Annotated in this window: 11 protein-coding genes; 7 read left to right on the forward strand and 4 right to left on the reverse strand. The window is 32.6% G+C overall.

Going from position 1 to position 17,260, the window contains the following annotated elements; translation table 11 throughout:
• Positions 1–167: 167 nt before the first annotated feature.
• From pstA to B7R67_RS20045, 4 genes are all read right to left on the reverse strand, one after another.
• A complete protein-coding gene (pstA, locus tag B7R67_RS20030) occupies positions 168–1,046 on the reverse strand; it encodes a phosphate ABC transporter permease PstA (RefSeq protein ID WP_235822228.1) in 879 nt (292 codons plus the stop codon).
• 2 nt (positions 1,047–1,048) lie between these two features.
• Positions 1,049–1,972: a phosphate ABC transporter permease subunit PstC gene (pstC, locus tag B7R67_RS20035; protein WP_088072761.1), complete on the reverse strand. Its 924-nt coding sequence runs from the start codon at positions 1,970–1,972 to the stop codon at positions 1,049–1,051.
• A 63-nt stretch (positions 1,973–2,035) separates the two neighbouring features.
• A complete protein-coding gene (locus B7R67_RS20040) occupies positions 2,036–2,911 on the reverse strand; it encodes a phosphate ABC transporter substrate-binding protein (protein ID WP_208615675.1) in 876 nt (291 codons plus the stop codon).
• A gap of 20 nt (positions 2,912–2,931) precedes the next feature.
• A complete protein-coding gene (locus tag B7R67_RS20045; protein WP_088072763.1) occupies positions 2,932–4,365 on the reverse strand; it encodes a hypothetical protein in 1,434 nt (477 codons plus the stop codon).
• A 257-nt stretch (positions 4,366–4,622) separates the two neighbouring features.
• Here B7R67_RS20045 and aceB point away from each other — a divergent pair, with 257 nt between their 5' ends.
• The 7 genes from aceB to addA all read left to right on the forward strand — a co-directional run bounded on the left by aceB (position 4,623) and on the right by addA (position 17,190).
• Positions 4,623–6,209, forward strand: coding sequence for a malate synthase A (gene aceB / locus B7R67_RS20050; protein WP_088072764.1), 1,587 nt, complete (start codon positions 4,623–4,625; stop codon positions 6,207–6,209).
• Between the two features lie 20 nt (positions 6,210–6,229).
• Positions 6,230–7,519: an isocitrate lyase gene (gene aceA / locus B7R67_RS20055; RefSeq protein ID WP_088072765.1), complete on the forward strand. Its 1,290-nt coding sequence runs from the start codon at positions 6,230–6,232 to the stop codon at positions 7,517–7,519.
• Between the two features lie 214 nt (positions 7,520–7,733).
• A complete protein-coding gene (locus tag B7R67_RS20060) occupies positions 7,734–8,309 on the forward strand; it encodes a competence protein ComK (protein WP_088072766.1) in 576 nt (191 codons plus the stop codon).
• 195 nt (positions 8,310–8,504) lie between these two features.
• On the forward strand, positions 8,505–9,146 hold the full coding sequence (locus B7R67_RS20065; protein ID WP_088072767.1) for a TVP38/TMEM64 family protein: 642 nt from the start codon (positions 8,505–8,507) through the stop codon (positions 9,144–9,146).
• A gap of 35 nt (positions 9,147–9,181) precedes the next feature.
• Positions 9,182–9,733, forward strand: coding sequence for a signal peptidase I (gene lepB, locus B7R67_RS20070; RefSeq protein ID WP_088072768.1), 552 nt, complete (start codon positions 9,182–9,184; stop codon positions 9,731–9,733).
• Between the two features lie 232 nt (positions 9,734–9,965).
• Positions 9,966–13,469, forward strand: a complete 3,504-nt coding sequence (gene addB / locus B7R67_RS20075) for a helicase-exonuclease AddAB subunit AddB (protein WP_088072769.1) — start codon at positions 9,966–9,968, stop codon at positions 13,467–13,469.
• Positions 13,462–17,190 (forward strand): helicase-exonuclease AddAB subunit AddA, encoded by a 3,729-nt coding sequence (gene addA / locus B7R67_RS20080; protein WP_088072770.1) that lies wholly within the window; start codon positions 13,462–13,464, stop codon positions 17,188–17,190. Before addB ends, addA begins: the two co-directional genes overlap by 8 nt.
• Positions 17,191–17,260: the final 70 nt, after the last annotated feature.

The raw sequence follows: 17,260 nt of genomic DNA on the forward strand, positions 1-17,260 counted from the left end.
AGACCCCGCAGGCTTGCCGAGGAGGCTCAGGTTTTGCCCCATGGAATGCGAGAATCCTGTAGTAGAAATGAACATCACTCAACTTCCTTTACGAAAATTTGATAGTTATTTGACAAGACTATTTTTCAACAGCAAGAGAAAAAAACATCCTAATAAAGGATGTTTTTTTACTGATTCTTTTTAAACATAAATGGAAGTCTTAAAATTAATGATAATAAGAGGATAATAATAACTAAAACAGCTGCTGATTGATCAGCTATCTTTTTCGCATCATCAACCAAAGCTTCAGATTGAATATACCAAAGTTGTACAGGAAGGGTAGCACCTGGTCCAGTTAATGAAAAATCCCACATTTTATCGGATGCACTAGTACCACCAGCAAGTAAGATTACTGCAGATTCACCTAATGCACGGCAAGCTGCTAAAGATATGCCAGTGAAAATTCCTTTTAAAGCTGCTGGTAAAATAATTGTAATAATACAAGTTGCTTTGGAAGCTCCTAAGGAATATGACGCTTCACGATAACTTAATGGTACATTGCGGATTGATTCTTCAATAATGCGAGTTAATACAGGTAAATTTAAGAATGCAAGAGTGATAGCAGCACCTATAACAGTCAAACCAATATCAAATACTTCAACGAATAAAACATATCCAAATAAACCAAATATGATTGACGGCACAGAAGCTAGGGCTTCAACACATGTGCTAATCCATTCAGTTAATCGATTTTTTTTGGCGTATTCTGCTAAGTAGATTCCAGCCCCTAAACCAATTGGAATAGAAATGGCTAACGAAATTAGCAAAATATAAAATGTATTAAATAGGAAAGGGCCAACACCACCACCTGCATCAATTTCCTCAGGTAGACCTGTTAGGAAGTGCAAATTAATTGTAAATAACCCTTTGCTAATAATTTTCAATAATAAAAATAAAATGATCGAAAATGCGAGAGTAGTAATGAGGGTTAAAAGAAATTTAATCCCTTTATTAATTGCACGATTTTTTTTTATACTTTTTTCAATATTAATAGGAGTACTTCGCATGATCATGCTCCTTTTTTACGTAAATTTCGAATAACTACGATTAAGAACAGGGAAATACACAATAAGATAAATGCCATCATATATAATGCATAATTCCATGTTGAATCATACGATACGTTTAATATTTCCATAACGATATCACTAGTAAGAACAGAAGTAGGCATAAATAGAGACTTTGCTAGTTGTGCAGTATTTCCAATTACCATTACAACTGCCATTGTTTCACCAATCGCTCTTGCCATCCCTAAAATAATAGCGGTAGTAACTCCTGATGCAGAAGTAGGTATTAATACTCTCCGAATCATTTGAATATGAGTGCTGCCAAGGGCATAACTTGCTTCTTTTAAATCAGTTGGTACAGCCATGAAAGAGTCTTCAGTAATTTTTACTACTGTAGGTATACACATTAAGGTTAAAACAAAAGATGCAGCTAATAAACCACTACCTAATCCTGTATTAAACGTTGTACGTATAAATGGTATTAGTAAGGTTAACCCAATATAGCCATAAACAATAGAAGGAATACCAACTAAAATATCAAGTGATAAAGCTAAAATATTTCGTAACCAAGTAGGAGCGAATTGAGTGTTAAAAATAGCAATACTTAATGAGATAGGAATCGTAAAAAGTAATGTAAGGGCAGTCAAACTGAAAGTACCAATGATAAAAGATGCTGCTCCAAATTTATTTTCATTAGGTTCCCATTTTAATGAAAAGAAAAACTCTTTAAAAGATACATCATGAAAAACATGGATTCCAGTTTTACCAATAAAATAAACGATAGCAAATAAAATAATTCCTAATAATAATGAACTTGAAAGACAAGCTATTAAGAAAGAACGGTTAAAGAAAGTTGTCTGATATAAATTTCTTTTCTTAGTTGCTTGAATCACTTGTTGATCGCTCTCTAATTGTGGAATACCCACTTGAAATCCCCCTTCTTGAAAAAGCAAACCCCAAGTAAATGGGGCTTGCTTTTTTAAGTTCTATTATTTCATTTCTGCAACTGGAATGAATTTTAAGCTTTTTAAAGATTTATTTTGGAACTTGCTGCTTTGCATATATTTAATAAACTTCATGTTTGCTTCAGAAACATTGCTCTTTGTAATTAAATATCCATATCCCCAAATTGGGTAAGTTTTATTTTTTACGTTTGATACACTAGCAGATACACCATTATATTTAAGAGCTTTTAAACCACTTGAAGGTGTAATGTAAGCTAAATCAATATAACCGATTCCGTAAGTATCACCAGCTACTTTAGATTTCATTAAACCACTACTTGATACCTTTTCAACGTTTGAACCTGAATCTTTAATATCTTCGCCTTTTAATGCTTTTTTCTCAAAGTTTACGCGAGAACCTGAACCTAGACTTCTTGTATAAACGTTAATTTTCTTATCCGGACCGCCAACTTCTTTCCAGTTTGTAATTTTACCAGTATAGATATCTTGTAAATCTTTAGTAGAAATGTTAGAAACAGGGTTTTCTTTGCTAACAACTGCTGCAAAAGGAATAACTGCAATTTTATAAGCTTTTAAATCAGGAAATGTTGGTAAACCTGATACTTTAACAGAAGTTGCATCCCAGTCAGCTGCTCCGATTGTAGCAGATCCTTTTTTTACTGCTTGAGGTCCAGCGATTGATGAAGAACCTGAAACTGAAACTTTGACTTTCGGATTTGATTTTTTAAACTCTTTAGAAGCTTGGTTTGTTAATGGTAGTAATGCAGTTGAACCTGCAATAACAATACGATTTTTATCGATTGCAGCACCTACATTTTCGTGTTTGAAAGAAGTGCTAACCCCAAATGCAAGTGCAGTTGATAATACAGCGATTGATAATTTTTTAGTCATAGTTTTCATTGTAATTTCTCCCTTTTGATTTATTTTGTAATATTAATTACTGTTCCATTATTTACATAAGCTGTTTTTTCTTCACCTTCATCACCATATGTGAAGACTAATTTTGAAGTATTTAACGCAGTTAGTGAGTTAATTGTTTCAGCTGTTTTAAAAATTGGTTTTAACATACCACTTTCAGTTAATTCAAAAACTTGGTTACCTTTTGCTAACTTTTGAACAACTAATACTTTGCCATCCATCGATTTAGTCAGAAGGCTAAAATCTTTTCCATTAAATAGACTCATTGATTGGTTATTTAATGGATTATGAATGATTAATTTTTCAAGTGCATTTTCATCTTCAGTGCTTTGAGACAAATAGCCATAGAAGCCATTTGGAAGTACAGTAGGAAATACTTTATTATCACTTGAATTTGTTAACTGTAATGCTGTAGCACCTGTTACTGAAGTATCAATTGACCATAAATCTTGTCCTGCAGTTGAATCATCGATCTCAGTTTGCTCACCTGTTACAGGATCAACAGTTGAAGTAGCAGTTTTCGTAACATTATAGACAAATTTTAAAGGTGAGGTTGAAGCAATCATTAAATCAGATTTATTTGTAACATTATCAGCCGCAAGAACTTTAAATGTGCCAGTAGCGATATCTAATTCAGAAATAGAAGCATTTTTATCACCTTCGATATAATAGATCTTTTTATTATCTGAAGACCAGATTGTACTCGTTTTTGGCTCCACATTTTGATCAAATTTCGTTACTTTTGCAGTATTTAAATCAATGATGTTAATAATTCCTTCATCGTCAACAAAAACAGCACTTTTACCATCATTTGAAACCGTTAAATCTTGATAAGGTAAAGTTTTTTCAACTTTTAATGTAACTGGATTTACAATATAAGAATTTGAAGCTGTTTCTGTATCACCAGTTATTAGTAATTTTCCACCAGCAATAAATTGTGTTTCATATGTATCTGCTTGAAGTGGCTTTAAAGAACTGATGTAAACAACTGAAGTGTTTTCTGTTTTCAAAACTTCTTTGCCAAATGTCGAAGCGAACACATTTAAATCCCCAAAAAGTACACCTTTATTATCCACGATTGATGCTGAGAATTTTTTATTATTTAGAAGAGTTACTTTTGTTTTTGAATTATAGCTTAAAGTAATTTTGCTTTTTCCTGAAACCATTTTAAAATCTGCAGTATTCGTTTTTTTGTTAAAAGAAGTTGTGATTTTGAATACTGAGCTTAAGTCTTTTAATGAATAAAGTGTTTTACTTCCGTTTTGAATTGTACTAATGTTTTTTAGTGCACCATCGATTGAAATCTGTTTTTTAACTGTTACATATTTAACTGTTGTTACTTTTGTAGCAGCACTTACAGATTCATGAAGGCTTGGTAAAGCTTGGCTCGTTAAGATTGTAGAAGCTACAACTAACGCTGGAATAACTTTCTTCATTTCGTGTCCCCCTAGGTAATTTGTAATCTATTTAGTACAATGTTTATCCTACAATTTATTTATTAAGGAAATATAAAGAAGTCAGAAAGTTGTGTAAAGAAGAGGTAAATAAATTATGAACTTTCTCTTTATTCAGATTATTATTGTCGAAAAATCTTTCGGAAAAAATTTTCAGAATTTAATATCCATTTTGAATAATCTGTTATATAATAACGTAAGTATATAAAAACTGTTATATAACTGAATGGAGGAATCGTATGACAACAGAACTTTCAAAAATTAAAGTTCTTGGTAATCATGTAGAAGGTTCAGCAGATATTCTTACGACAGAAGCGTTAAGATTTTTAGAACAATTACATCTGAAATTTGACCATCGCAGACAACAGTTGCTTTTAAACCGAAAAGATAGAATGCGATTTTTGCAACAAGGCGGAAAGCTTCAATTTCTGGAAGAAACGAAACATATTCGTGAAAGTGAATGGACAATCGCTCCAATTCCGGAAGATTTGCAAGATCGACGAGTCGAAATAACTGGACCAGTTGATCGTAAGATGATTATTAACGCATTAAATTCAGATGCATATGTTTTTATGGCCGATTTTGAAGACGCTACGTCACCGACCTGGGAAAATATACTTACTGGTCAGGTCAATTTAAAAGATGCTGTGAATCGATCAATTTCACTTCATTCGAATGGAAAAACATATACATTAAAAGAAAAGCCAGCTGTACTAGTTGTTAGACCAAGAGGCTGGCATTTAGAGGAAAAACATATAACTGTAAATGATGAACGAATGTCTGGTAGTTTAGTAGATTTTGGACTTTATTTCTTTCATAATGCCAAACAGGCTATTAAAAATGGTTCTGGACCATATTTTTATTTACCAAAAATGGAAAGTTATTTAGAAGCTAGATTATGGAACGATGTGTTTCTATTTGCTCAAAAAGAATTGAATATACCTGTTGGAACAATTAAAGCAACTGTACTAATTGAGACAATTGCTGCTTCATTTGAAATGGATGAAATCTTATATGAATTAAAAGAGCATTCTGCAGGATTTAATTGTGGAAGATGGGACTATATTTTTAGTTTTATAAAAATGATGCGTTATGACGAATCTATCATTCTACCAGATCGATCTGTTGTAACGATGGAAGTACCATTTATGCGCTCGTATTCTCAAAAAGTTATTCAAACTTGTCATCGTAGAAATGCTCCTGCAATAGGAGGTATGGCAGCCCAGATTCCAATAAAAGATGATAAGGATCGTAATGAAGTAGCATTTGAAAAAGTAAGAAAAGATAAAGAGCGTGAAGCAAAAGATGGTCATGATGGTACATGGGTAGCACATCCTGGTCTCGTTTCTGTTGCTCTTGAACAATTTAATCAATATATGCCAACACCTAACCAGATTCATAGAAAACGTGAGGATGTTCACGTTTCTGAACAGGATTTATTAGAGATTCCAAGCGGTGTCATAACTGAACAAGGTCTTAGAACAAATATAACGGTGGCAATTCAGTATATTGAAGCTTGGTTAAGTGGTCGAGGTGCTGTTCCTCTATACAATTTAATGGAAGATGCTGCGACTGCTGAGATTTCTCGTGCGCAAATTTGGCAATGGATCCGTAATGAAAAAGGTGTCTTAGAAGATGGTACAAACATAACGCTACAATTAGTAGATTATTTAAAAAACGAGGAAATGATGAAGCTTCAGCTTGAAATGGGGAAAGAACGATTTGAAGCTAAACGATTTAATGAAGCAATTAAACTATTTGATGATTTAATTAGCGAAGATGAATTTGCAGATTTTCTAACAATAAAAGGATATAAATACTTATAAAATTTTAGGAGGAAATATAAATGACAAAAAATCGTGAACAACGTATAGCTGAATTACAGGAAAGCTGGGAGCTAGATTCTAGATGGAATGGTATTAAAAGAACTTATACTGCTGCAGAGGTAATTAGATTAAGAGGATCAATCGATATTGAACAAACACTAGCTCGTAGAGGAGCAGAAAAATTATGGAAGTTATTAAATGAGGAGAGCTATGTTAATGCTTTAGGAGCACTAACAGGAAATCAAGCAATCCAACAAGTAAAAGCAGGATTAAAAGCAATTTATTTAAGTGGATGGCAAGTAGCTGCTGATGCGAATCTTTCAGGTCAAATGTACCCAGACCAAAGCTTGTATCCTGCAAATTCTGTGCCAGCAGTTGTAAAAAGAATAAACCAAGCTTTTCAACGTGCAGATCAAATTCAATATGTTGAAGGCGGAGAAGAAATAGATTACTTTGCTCCAATTGTTGCCGATGCTGAGGCAGGCTTCGGTGGACAATTAAATGTATTTGAATTAATGAAAAGTATGATTGAAGCAGGTGCGGCTGGGGTACATTTTGAAGATCAATTGTCTTCAGAGAAGAAATGTGGCCACTTAGGTGGAAAAGTATTATTGCCAACACAAACTGCAGTTCGTAATTTGATTTCAGCACGTTTAGCAGCGGATGTAATGGGAGTTCCTACAATTATCGTTGCACGTACTGATGCAGATGCAGCAGATTTAATTACAAGTGATATCGATCCAGTTGACCAACAATTTATTACAGGTGAAAGAACACCAGAAGGTTTTTACCGTACGAAAGCAGGGATAGATCAAGCAATCGCACGTGGTCTTGCTTACGCACCATATGCGGATTTAGTTTGGTGTGAAACTTCGGAGCCGAATTTAGAAGATGCAAAGCGTTTTGCAGATGCAATTCATGCAAAATTCCCAGGTAAGCTATTAGCTTATAACTGCTCTCCTTCATTTAACTGGAAAAAGAAATTAGATGAACAAACGATTGAAACATTCCAACAACAAATTGCTGCTATGGGATATAAATTCCAATTCGTAACACTTGCTGGATTCCATGCGTTAAACTTCGGTATGTTTGAATTAGCTAGAAAGTATAAAGAACGCGGCATGGGTGCATATTCTGAACTTCAACAAGCTGAATTTGCTAGTGAACAATTTGGTTATACTGCAACGAGACATCAACGTGAAGTTGGAACAGGATATTTTGATGAAGTAGCTCAAGTTATAACAGGAGGTACTTCATCAACTACAGCTTTAAAAGGCTCTACTGAAGAAGAGCAATTTACAGCTAATTAATTAGTAAAAAACCGCCTTTTCTCAATCGTTATGTCGTGAGAAAGGCGGTATTTATTTTGAATATCTTCCTAAATTTTAGTAAACTTCGACACTTTTGTTAAAGTATGAGTAATTGTATTTTACAATTTATGATTTATGGTATTATCTTCGTAACATCTTTGTTTGCTACTCTAATCCATGATAAAAAATTAAAATACATAAAGGAGATGTACTTATGAATCATGTGAAAGGGCAAGTTAAAGTTTTGAATGAATATGAAATAAATAAATCTACTATGGCAATCATACCAGAATTTACAGTAGATTTAGTCGTCATTTCAAAGGTATATGAAACAGATGATAGTTTCTATGTTTTAATGAAACCAATTGAAATTATTGAAAGAAGCTGTGCTTATTTTGGGAGCAGCTATCGAGGTAGGAGAGAGGGGACAAAACAAATGATTTCCATTACCCACAAACCACCTATTGCAATCAGTTCAATGAATCAAATTTTCTTTTTCCCCACTTCATCTTCTTTAAAAGTAGAATGCTCTTGGATCTCCTACAATCACGTTGTTAATTTCAAAGGCGGAAAGTATAATCGATCAGTTGTATATTTTTTAAATGGAGTAGAAATACCGCTTGATATATCTCGCGGATCATTTGAAAACCAATTGTATCGAACTGCACATTTAAGAGCGATTTACGAAGACAGACTAAACCCAGAAAATATCCAACAAAAATCTTATAAACTAATTCCTGATAAGGAAATTACTTCCTATATAAAAGGAGTTATGGTTCACGAAAAATAGCATATTGCCTTGAGAGTTATTAACTACTTTAACTTTAAGTGAAGTAGTTTTTTTATTGTTAAATGCAGTAATAATACATTGAAAAAAATAATTATTAGAATCATGATTTATTATTATTGAATAAATAGTTAGATATGATAATGTTAACAGTAAGGATATCTATTCGAAATAGGGCTTAAGGAGATTCACAGTTAAATGAACGTTTTTGACATAAAGGATTTTTTTACAGAGCAACATTTTTTACATCTCATCCAACAGTATAAGGATTATGGTCCGTTAGTTGGGATATCAATTCCTTTTCTAGAGGCAATTTTTCCAGTTTTACCTCTAGTCGTCTTTATATTTGCAAATGCAGCAGCATTCGGTCCTTTACTTGGATTTTTATATTCATGGATTGGTTCTTGTTTAGGATCAATATTTTTATTCTATCTTGTTAGAAAATATGGTCAGAAACGATTTTTTTCATTTGTTAGTAAACATAAAAAAGTTGAATCATCAATTGGATGGATTGAAAAAAGAGGTTTTGGTCCAATTTTCATAATGTTTGCATTTCCATTTTCGCCTTCATTTTTAATCAATATCGTAGCAGGCTTGTCTCGTATTAAGATTTCGCAATTTTTAATTGCTTTAGTACTTGGAAAGTTTACGATGATCGCAGTAATCAGTTATTTAGGTAAAGATTTAACGACAGTATTTCAAAATCCGATAAAAGCAATATATATAGGAATTTTTATTTTTGTATTATGGATAGTTGGTAAAGTGATTGAGAAACGTATGGACATCAAAGAACAAACTACTGAGAAAAAAGGTACTCCTCAATCATCTGATGAGCAATAAAAGAATTATTACTCAAAAGGGAGCGAGTTACTGTTATGTTAAAAAAAGAAGTTTTTGACTGGGGTAAAGCGATTATTTTAGGAATTGCTATTGCTTTTATTGTACGAACATTTTTATTTTCTACCTATGTAGTTGAAGGTGAATCTATGATGCCTACATTAAAAGACGGTAACTTACTTGTAATAAACAAATTTGGTTATGAAATTGGAGAAATCAAACGGTTTGATGTAATCGTTTTTCATGCAAATAAACAGGAAGACTATGTAAAACGTGTCATTGGATTACCAGGAGATTCAATCGAATATAAGAACGACCATCTTTACGTCAATAATAAAAAATGGGATGAGCCTTATTTAGATAAATATAAAAGTGGATTAAAAGGTGTCCCTTTTACAGGTGATTTTGATTTAAATGAAGTAACTGGTAAAACAAAGGTTCCACCTGGTTATGTTTTTGTTGAAGGTGACAATCGACCAAAAAGTTATGATAGCCGTTTGTTTGGTTTCGTAAAAATTGATAAAATTGTAGGGAAAGTTGATTTACTTTATTGGCCGCTTTCAAGCATGAATACAAATTTTAACAAATAAGCTCTTCTCAGATCGTTTGCTTTCTTCGTTGCTTTGTCTTCTTCCGGTGCACATTACTGAGTTAGGTAATTGTGTTCCTCATCAGACAAACGTTTTCGATCTGTTTTAGAGTCCAGCTAATATACTCAATGAAAGCTCCTTTTAGGGGCTTTTCTTATTAGATAAGCTTTGTTTTACAAAAGCATAATGATATTTAAAGATATTTTTAAAACACAAAGGAGGGGATGATTAGATGTCATTTCAATTTATTCTTGGCCGTGCTGGAAGTGGGAAAACACATTTAATTCTTAATGAAATTACAGATAGATTAAAGCATGAGGAAAAAAATATAATCTTTATTGTTCCTGACCAAATGACTTTTCAAATGGAATATGAGCTAGTTAAAAGACAAGAAAATAAAGCGATTATTAATTCGCAAGTATTTAGTTTTACTCGTTTAGCCTGGAAGGTTTTACAAGAAACGGGTGGAATCAGTAGGATTCATATAGGAGATATTGGAATTTCAATGATTCTTCGAAAGATTATTGAGGAAAAGAAAGATGAATTAAAGATTTTCCATCATGTAGCCGATCGACAGGGATTTTATAAGGAATTATCGGGCCTTATCGCTGAGTTTAAAGGTTTTCAAGTATCCTCAGATGAGTTAACTTCGGTCATTACACAAATGGAGGAAAACTCTTCATCGGATCATGCTTTTATACAGCAAAAGATTAATGACGTTCAAATAGTATTTGAGGCATTTAACACCTATATGAAAGATAAATATCTTGATTCGGAAGATTATTTAAATTTATTAATTCAAGAATTACCAAAAAGTGAATATATCAAAGATAGTATTATTTATATCGATGGTTATTATGATTTGGCACCGCAAGAACGAAGTGTAGTTGAAGAGATAATGAAATATTGCAGTGAAATAAAATTCTCCCTTACAATTGATCGTCCATATGATGATTTATTACCACATGAATTAAATTTATTTCATAAGCCTGCACTTTTATATCAACAAATTAAGGAAATAGCATTAAATTCAAATCGAAAAATTGAGCTTCCTATTATTTGTAATGAAAATCTAAGAAGTAAAACAAGCGATTTAAAGTATTTTGAAATGAATTTTGATAGTAGGCCAGCAAGACCTTCATATGATTCAGAAGGAATAGAGATTATTTCTGCATCCAATCGTCGAACGGAAGTAAATGCAATTGCTAGAGATATACTGAATAAAGTACGTGAAAAAGGATATCGGTACCGTGATATTGCTATTTACTTGAGAAATGGTGAAACATATTCCCATTTAATTTCAACAATTTTTCATACTTACAAAATCCCTATATTCATAGAAGAAAAGCGATCAATGCTTACACATCCATTATTTACTTTTTTGCAAGCCACTTTTAATATTATTCAAAAAAATTGGAGATACGAATCAGTATTCAATGCGTATAAAACTGAATTGGTTTTTCCATATGAAAGTAATTACGGGATCAATCGTGAACAGTTAGAGTTGTTCGAGAACTATTGTATAGCTTATGGTAAGCAAGGGAAAAAGTGGACTCAAGAAGAGCCGTGGAAGTACAGAAAGTATCGTTCGACTGACGGAATAGATAAAGGGATAACAAATGAAGAGTTAGAATTTGAGGAAAACATTAATTCAATTAGAGATTTGTTAGTGAAGCCTGTTCTTTCTTTTCAACAAGAGCTAAAGCAAGCAAGGAATGTAAAAGAAATGTGCATGGCTTTATTTGAGTTCGTAGAAAAACTAGATATTTCTAGGAAATTACAACGATTAAAAGATGATGCCGAAAATCGATCTAATTTAATTGAAAGTAAAGATCATGAGCAAGTATGGAAAGGTTTTATTAATCTTTTAGATGAATGTGTTGAATTAATTGGAATGGAAAAAATGTCACGAAAGACATTCTTTGAGATCCTTCAAACTGGTTTTCAATCACTTGAATTTGCAAATGTTCCTGCTTCATTGGACCAGGTAAACATTGCAAATTTTGATCATTCACGATTACAAAATGTAAAGTGTGCTTATATCATTGGCGTTAATGAAGGGGTTATTCCGAGTAAGGTAAATGAAGATGGGTTGTTAGGTGATACTGCTAGAGAGCTTTTACAATCGTATGGTATTGAAATAGCTCCATCGAGTAAGCATCAATTATTTATAGAGAATTTTAATATCTATACCGGTATAAACAGAGCAAGTCATAAATTAATAATTAGTTATCCATTATCTAGCGATGATGGGAAAATACTTGCTCCTTCAAGCCTTATACAACGGATTAAATCAATTTTTCCATCTGTTCGACATCGCTTTGAAAGTGGAGACTTGACTTTTAGTTCTGTTGAAGAGCAACTGTCATATATCACAAATAGTGAAACAGCAATATCAAGTTTAGTTTCCCAACTTCAAACATGGTCGTCTCAAGAAGTTGAAACGAATATGTCATTATGGTGGACACTATACAATTTCTTACGAGAAGATTCCGGTACAAAAGATCATCTATATAAAGTCATAGGTAGTGTAATGTATAACAATATCGCTAACGAGCTTGGTGAAGATTTAAGTACAGAATTATATGGTGAAGAATTAAATGGTTCGGTTTCACGTATTGAGCTTTTCCACCAATGTGCTTATGCTCATTTTGCACGATATGGACTTAAGCTGCAGGAACGAGAAATTTATAAATTTGAATCATTTGATATGGGACAATTATTCCATAGTGCTTTAACAATTATCGGAGAGAATCTTTTACAAGCCGGAAAAAGCTGGAGTAGCTTAACGAATTCGGAATGTGATGAATTAGCAGCAAGAGTAGTAGATGAGATTTCTCCTAAGTTTCAACGTGAGATTTTATTAAGCTCTAATCGATATATGTTTTTAAAGAAAAAGATGAAGGATGTTATTTCTAAAGTTTCCTCAATTTTGAGCAAGCAAGAACATGCAGGTAAATTCGTTCCTATCGCATTAGAAGTTCCATTTGGGATGGGGAAACAATTAAATTCTTATGAATTACCGATTGATGGAAAGAGAAGAATGGTATTAAATGGCCGAATCGATCGAATTGATAAAGCCTCAAATGAGAAAGGTGATTTCCTACGAATTTTAGATTATAAATCTACAAATAAGGAATTAAAATTATCAGATGTATATTATGGTCTAGCATTACAATTACTCACTTATTTGGATATAGCGGTGGCGAATTCTACTACTTTACTTGGAAAACAAGCAGATCCAGCTGGAATTCTGTACTTCCATGTTCAAAATCCGATTGTCGATGTTGGTAATAAAGTTGAATTAGAAGTTATACAAGATGAGATATTTAAAAAGTTTAAAATGAATGGATTACTATTAGAAGATCGTGATAGTAATTCGTTAATGGATGAAGCATTAATCGAAAATGGTAGCTCATCGAAAATCGTACCGATTTCACTTAAAACAAATGGTGATTATAAAGCGAATTCTAAAACAGTTAAGACAGAACAATATCCAATGATGACAGACTATATAAAGAAAAAGTTTACAGAGGCGGGTCAGCAAATATACAAGGGATATGTAGAAGCAAATCCATATCAACAAAAAGATAAAATACCATGTACTTATTGCTCATTCCAGTCGGTTTGTCAATTTGATTCCAATTTAAAAGGGAATGAATATCGTATTCTACCTCCATTAAAAGATAGTGAAGCATTACAAAAAATGATAGAGGCGGTGAATATTGATGAGTAAGGATGAAAATAAAAACAGTCAAACGAAATGGACGATCGATCAACAAAAAGCAATTGATTTTGAGGGGTCTGATATACTTGTAGCTGCAGCGGCTGGTTCGGGTAAAACTGCGGTTCTTGTAGAGAGGATTATTCAAAAAATTATTCGTGATGATAATCCGATTAACGTTGATGAACTACTTGTTGTTACCTTTACAAAAGCTAGTGCCCAGGAAATGAAAGAAAGAATTGGCATTGCATTAGAAAAACAACTGGAATTACATCCCGAATCGGATCATTTGCGAAAACAGGCATCTTTGTTAAATAAAGCTTCCATCTCAACAATTCACTCATTTTGTACAGAAGTCATTCGTTCAAATTACTATATGGTCGAATTAGATCCGAATTTCCGAACGGCTGAAGAAATAGAGATTCAGTTACTGATGGATGAAGTGTTAGAAGAATTGATGGAGGCAGAGTATAGTGATGAATCAAATTTAGTATTCTTTGATTTTATTAATCGTTATACGAGTGACAGAGATGACAATGACTTGCCAAAATTAATTTTAAAATTGTATCGTCATGCAATTTCTAATCCAAATCCAAGTGATTTTTTAAATTCTTTTATCGAACAATATGATGTAATTGATAAAGAGGTTGATGAAATACCTTTTATTAAAGAGGTTAAACACTATATACAGGAAGATATACGTACTTGCATTAATGGCTATAAACTAGCGCTTGAATTAATTGAAAGTCCAGATGGACCAGTAAAATATGCTGAATTATTTAAAGAAGAATATTATAGCTTAGAGTCTTTATTTCATACTTCAGAGAAATCGTGGGAAGAAATTAAGAGTGGGATACAAAAAATTGTATTTAACCGACTACCGACGATTAAAAAGACTGAAGGGGATCAAAGGAAAAAAGATTTAGTAAAATCGTTACGAGATGATGCTAAAAAGAAAATTGATGAAATAGGGGAAAGGTATTTTAGTCGAAGTATTGATCTCCATTTAAGACAAATAAATGAATTAAAGCCATTAGTCGAAAAATTAATTGAACTTGTTAATCGATTTATCGTACTTTTCAAGGAAGCAAAATTAGAAAATGGAATATTAGATTTTAATGATCTAGAACACTATGCGCTAGAAATTTTAAAAGATAAAAATGGACAAGATCATTTAGTTCCGTCAGCAGTAGCGCGAGTTTATCAAGAAAAGTTTAGTGAAGTGTTAGTCGATGAATACCAAGATACAAACTATGTTCAAGAATCGATTTTAAGATTAATTACTAGAGATACTGGAGCTACGGGTAATCTTTTTATGGTTGGGGACGTAAAACAATCAATCTATCGTTTTCGATTAGCAGAACCACAGTTATTCATAAATAAATACAATTTATATGAAAAGGAAAAAAATGATCATACTGGATTAAGAATTGACCTATCTAAAAATTTTAGAAGTAGAGCTGAAGTATTAGATGCAACCAATTTTATATTCCAACAAATAATGGGACGAGAAATTGGCGGAATTGAGTATGATGAGGATGCTATGTTAAAGCTAGGAGCAAGTTACCCTGAATACTCAGAATGCGCTGCCGAACTAATATTATTAACGAAAGATGATGATGAGGCTATAGCAATAAGTGAGTTAGCAGATGATGAAATTGCTGAGGAAAAACTTGAACGAATAGAAGCTAGATATGTAGCGAAACGAATCAAGGAATTAGTTGAGGAACAGTATTTAGTAACTGAAAAGACAGGGGAAATGAGACCTGTAAAATATAGTGATATTGCAATACTAGGACGATCATTATCGAACGCAGATTTATATTTAGAAGAATGTAAAGCGCTAGGTATTCCATTATATGCAGAAAAATCGAGGGACTTATTTCAAACAATTGAAGTAGCCGTATTTTTAAATTTACTTAAACTGATTGATAATACAGTTCAAGATATTCCACTTGCTTCAGTTTTACGCTCACCAATTGTAGGGCTTACTGAAACAGATTTAACGATGATTCGACTAAATCATAAAAAGGGTTCATTTTATGATGCTTGCCATGCTTATATGAATAATTTTGAAAACCAACATAAATCACTAACAAAGAAATTAGTAAATTTCTTTACCAAAATAAAGCAATGGAAGCAGCAAGTAAAAAGAGAAACGCTATCAATCTTTATTTGGAAAGTTTTAAAAGAGTCAACATACTATGATTTTGTTGGCGGATTACCAGGTGGTAAACAAAGACAAGCGAATTTAATTACCATTTTTGACCGTGCTAAAGCCTTAGAAGCATCTAATTATAGAAGTCTATTCCAATTTTTAAGATTTTTAGATCGAATGCAAGAAAGAAAAGAGGAGTTAGACGAGGTTCGGATTTTAAGTGATCAAGAAAATATAGTGCAAATGATGACTATTCATAAAAGTAAAGGTTTAGAGTTTCCTGTTGTATTTGTCATTAATACATCGAAACAATTTAATATGCAAGATTTAAATGCAAAATTTATTTTACAAAAAGAACTAGGACTCGGAATGAATTATGTTCATGCAACTTATAGAACAACCAATTCAACTCTTTTAAAAGAAACAATTAAACGTAAGGAACGTGAAGAATTAATTTCAGAGGAATTACGAATACTATATGTTGCATTAACTCGAGCAAGAGAAAAGCTGATCTTAGTTGGTAAGGTGAAAGATGCTCAAAAAACAATCGAAAGCTGGAAAGAAGTAGAGAATCATAGAGAGTGGCTTCTTCCATTAAATGTTATTAGTGGTGCGAAAAGTTACTTAGATTGGATTGGGCCTTCTTTAATTCGTCATGACTCAAGTGTTTCACTTAGACTCGATGATGAATTATGGAGTACAAATAATGAGATTCAATTTTACCCATGTCGTTGGAATTACTCGATTGTTGATGCTTCTACAATTCAATTAATGGAAGCTGAAGAAGTTGAAAATAATCGAGCTGAAATCTTTAAAGCATTCCAGTCTAAAGAAGCCATACAAACTAGTAATGACGAGCTTTATGAAGAAATAGAAAGTCGATTAAATTGGCAATATAAATATAATCAAGCTACACTTTATAGACCAAAGCAATCGGTTACCGAATTAAAAAGAAAAATGTTAGAAGAAGAGCCTTATATGCAAAGTATGACCACTACTAAATCTTTTCCGCTTGAAAGACCGAAATTTATGTCAGAAAAAAAGCTGAATCAAGCTGAAAAAGGAACAGCTACTCATGCTGTCATGCAAAATTTGGACTATGAATCTATTTCTACTCATGAAGAAATTATTGAACAAATTAACAAAATGATTTTAAAAGAGTTAATTACTCAAGAACAAGCTGAAGCAGTAAATAGTTTGGAAGTATTTAATTTCTGTCTGTCAGAACTTGGTCAATTAGTGAAAAGTGCAACTAAAAAGCTTCGTGAAGTTCCATTTAGTTATGGGGTTTCTACGAATGAAATATATAAAGAATGGGATGAAGAGGAAGAGGTTGTATTAATCCAGGGAATTATTGACTTGCTCTTAATTGATGGAGATGAAGTCATATTAATTGATTATAAAACCGACCGAACTAGTGCATTTGGTACATCTGATGAGTTAAAGGAAGAAGCGATTAGAAGATACGGTGTACAACTTGATCTTTATTCTAAGGCAATTACAGCAGGTATGAATAAAAAAGTAAAAGCAAAATATCTTTACTTTTTTGATGGAGGGCATACTGTTGAGTTGTAAAAAAAAGCGGTGCTAAATGCACCGCTTCAGACTGCCCGCCAAACGCTCGCTTTCTTCGTTACTTCGCCTG

Origin of the sequence: Gottfriedia luciferensis, assembly GCF_002156865.1 — a bacterium.
GTDB classification, from domain to species: domain Bacteria; phylum Bacillota; class Bacilli; order Bacillales; family Bacillaceae_G; genus Gottfriedia; species Gottfriedia luciferensis.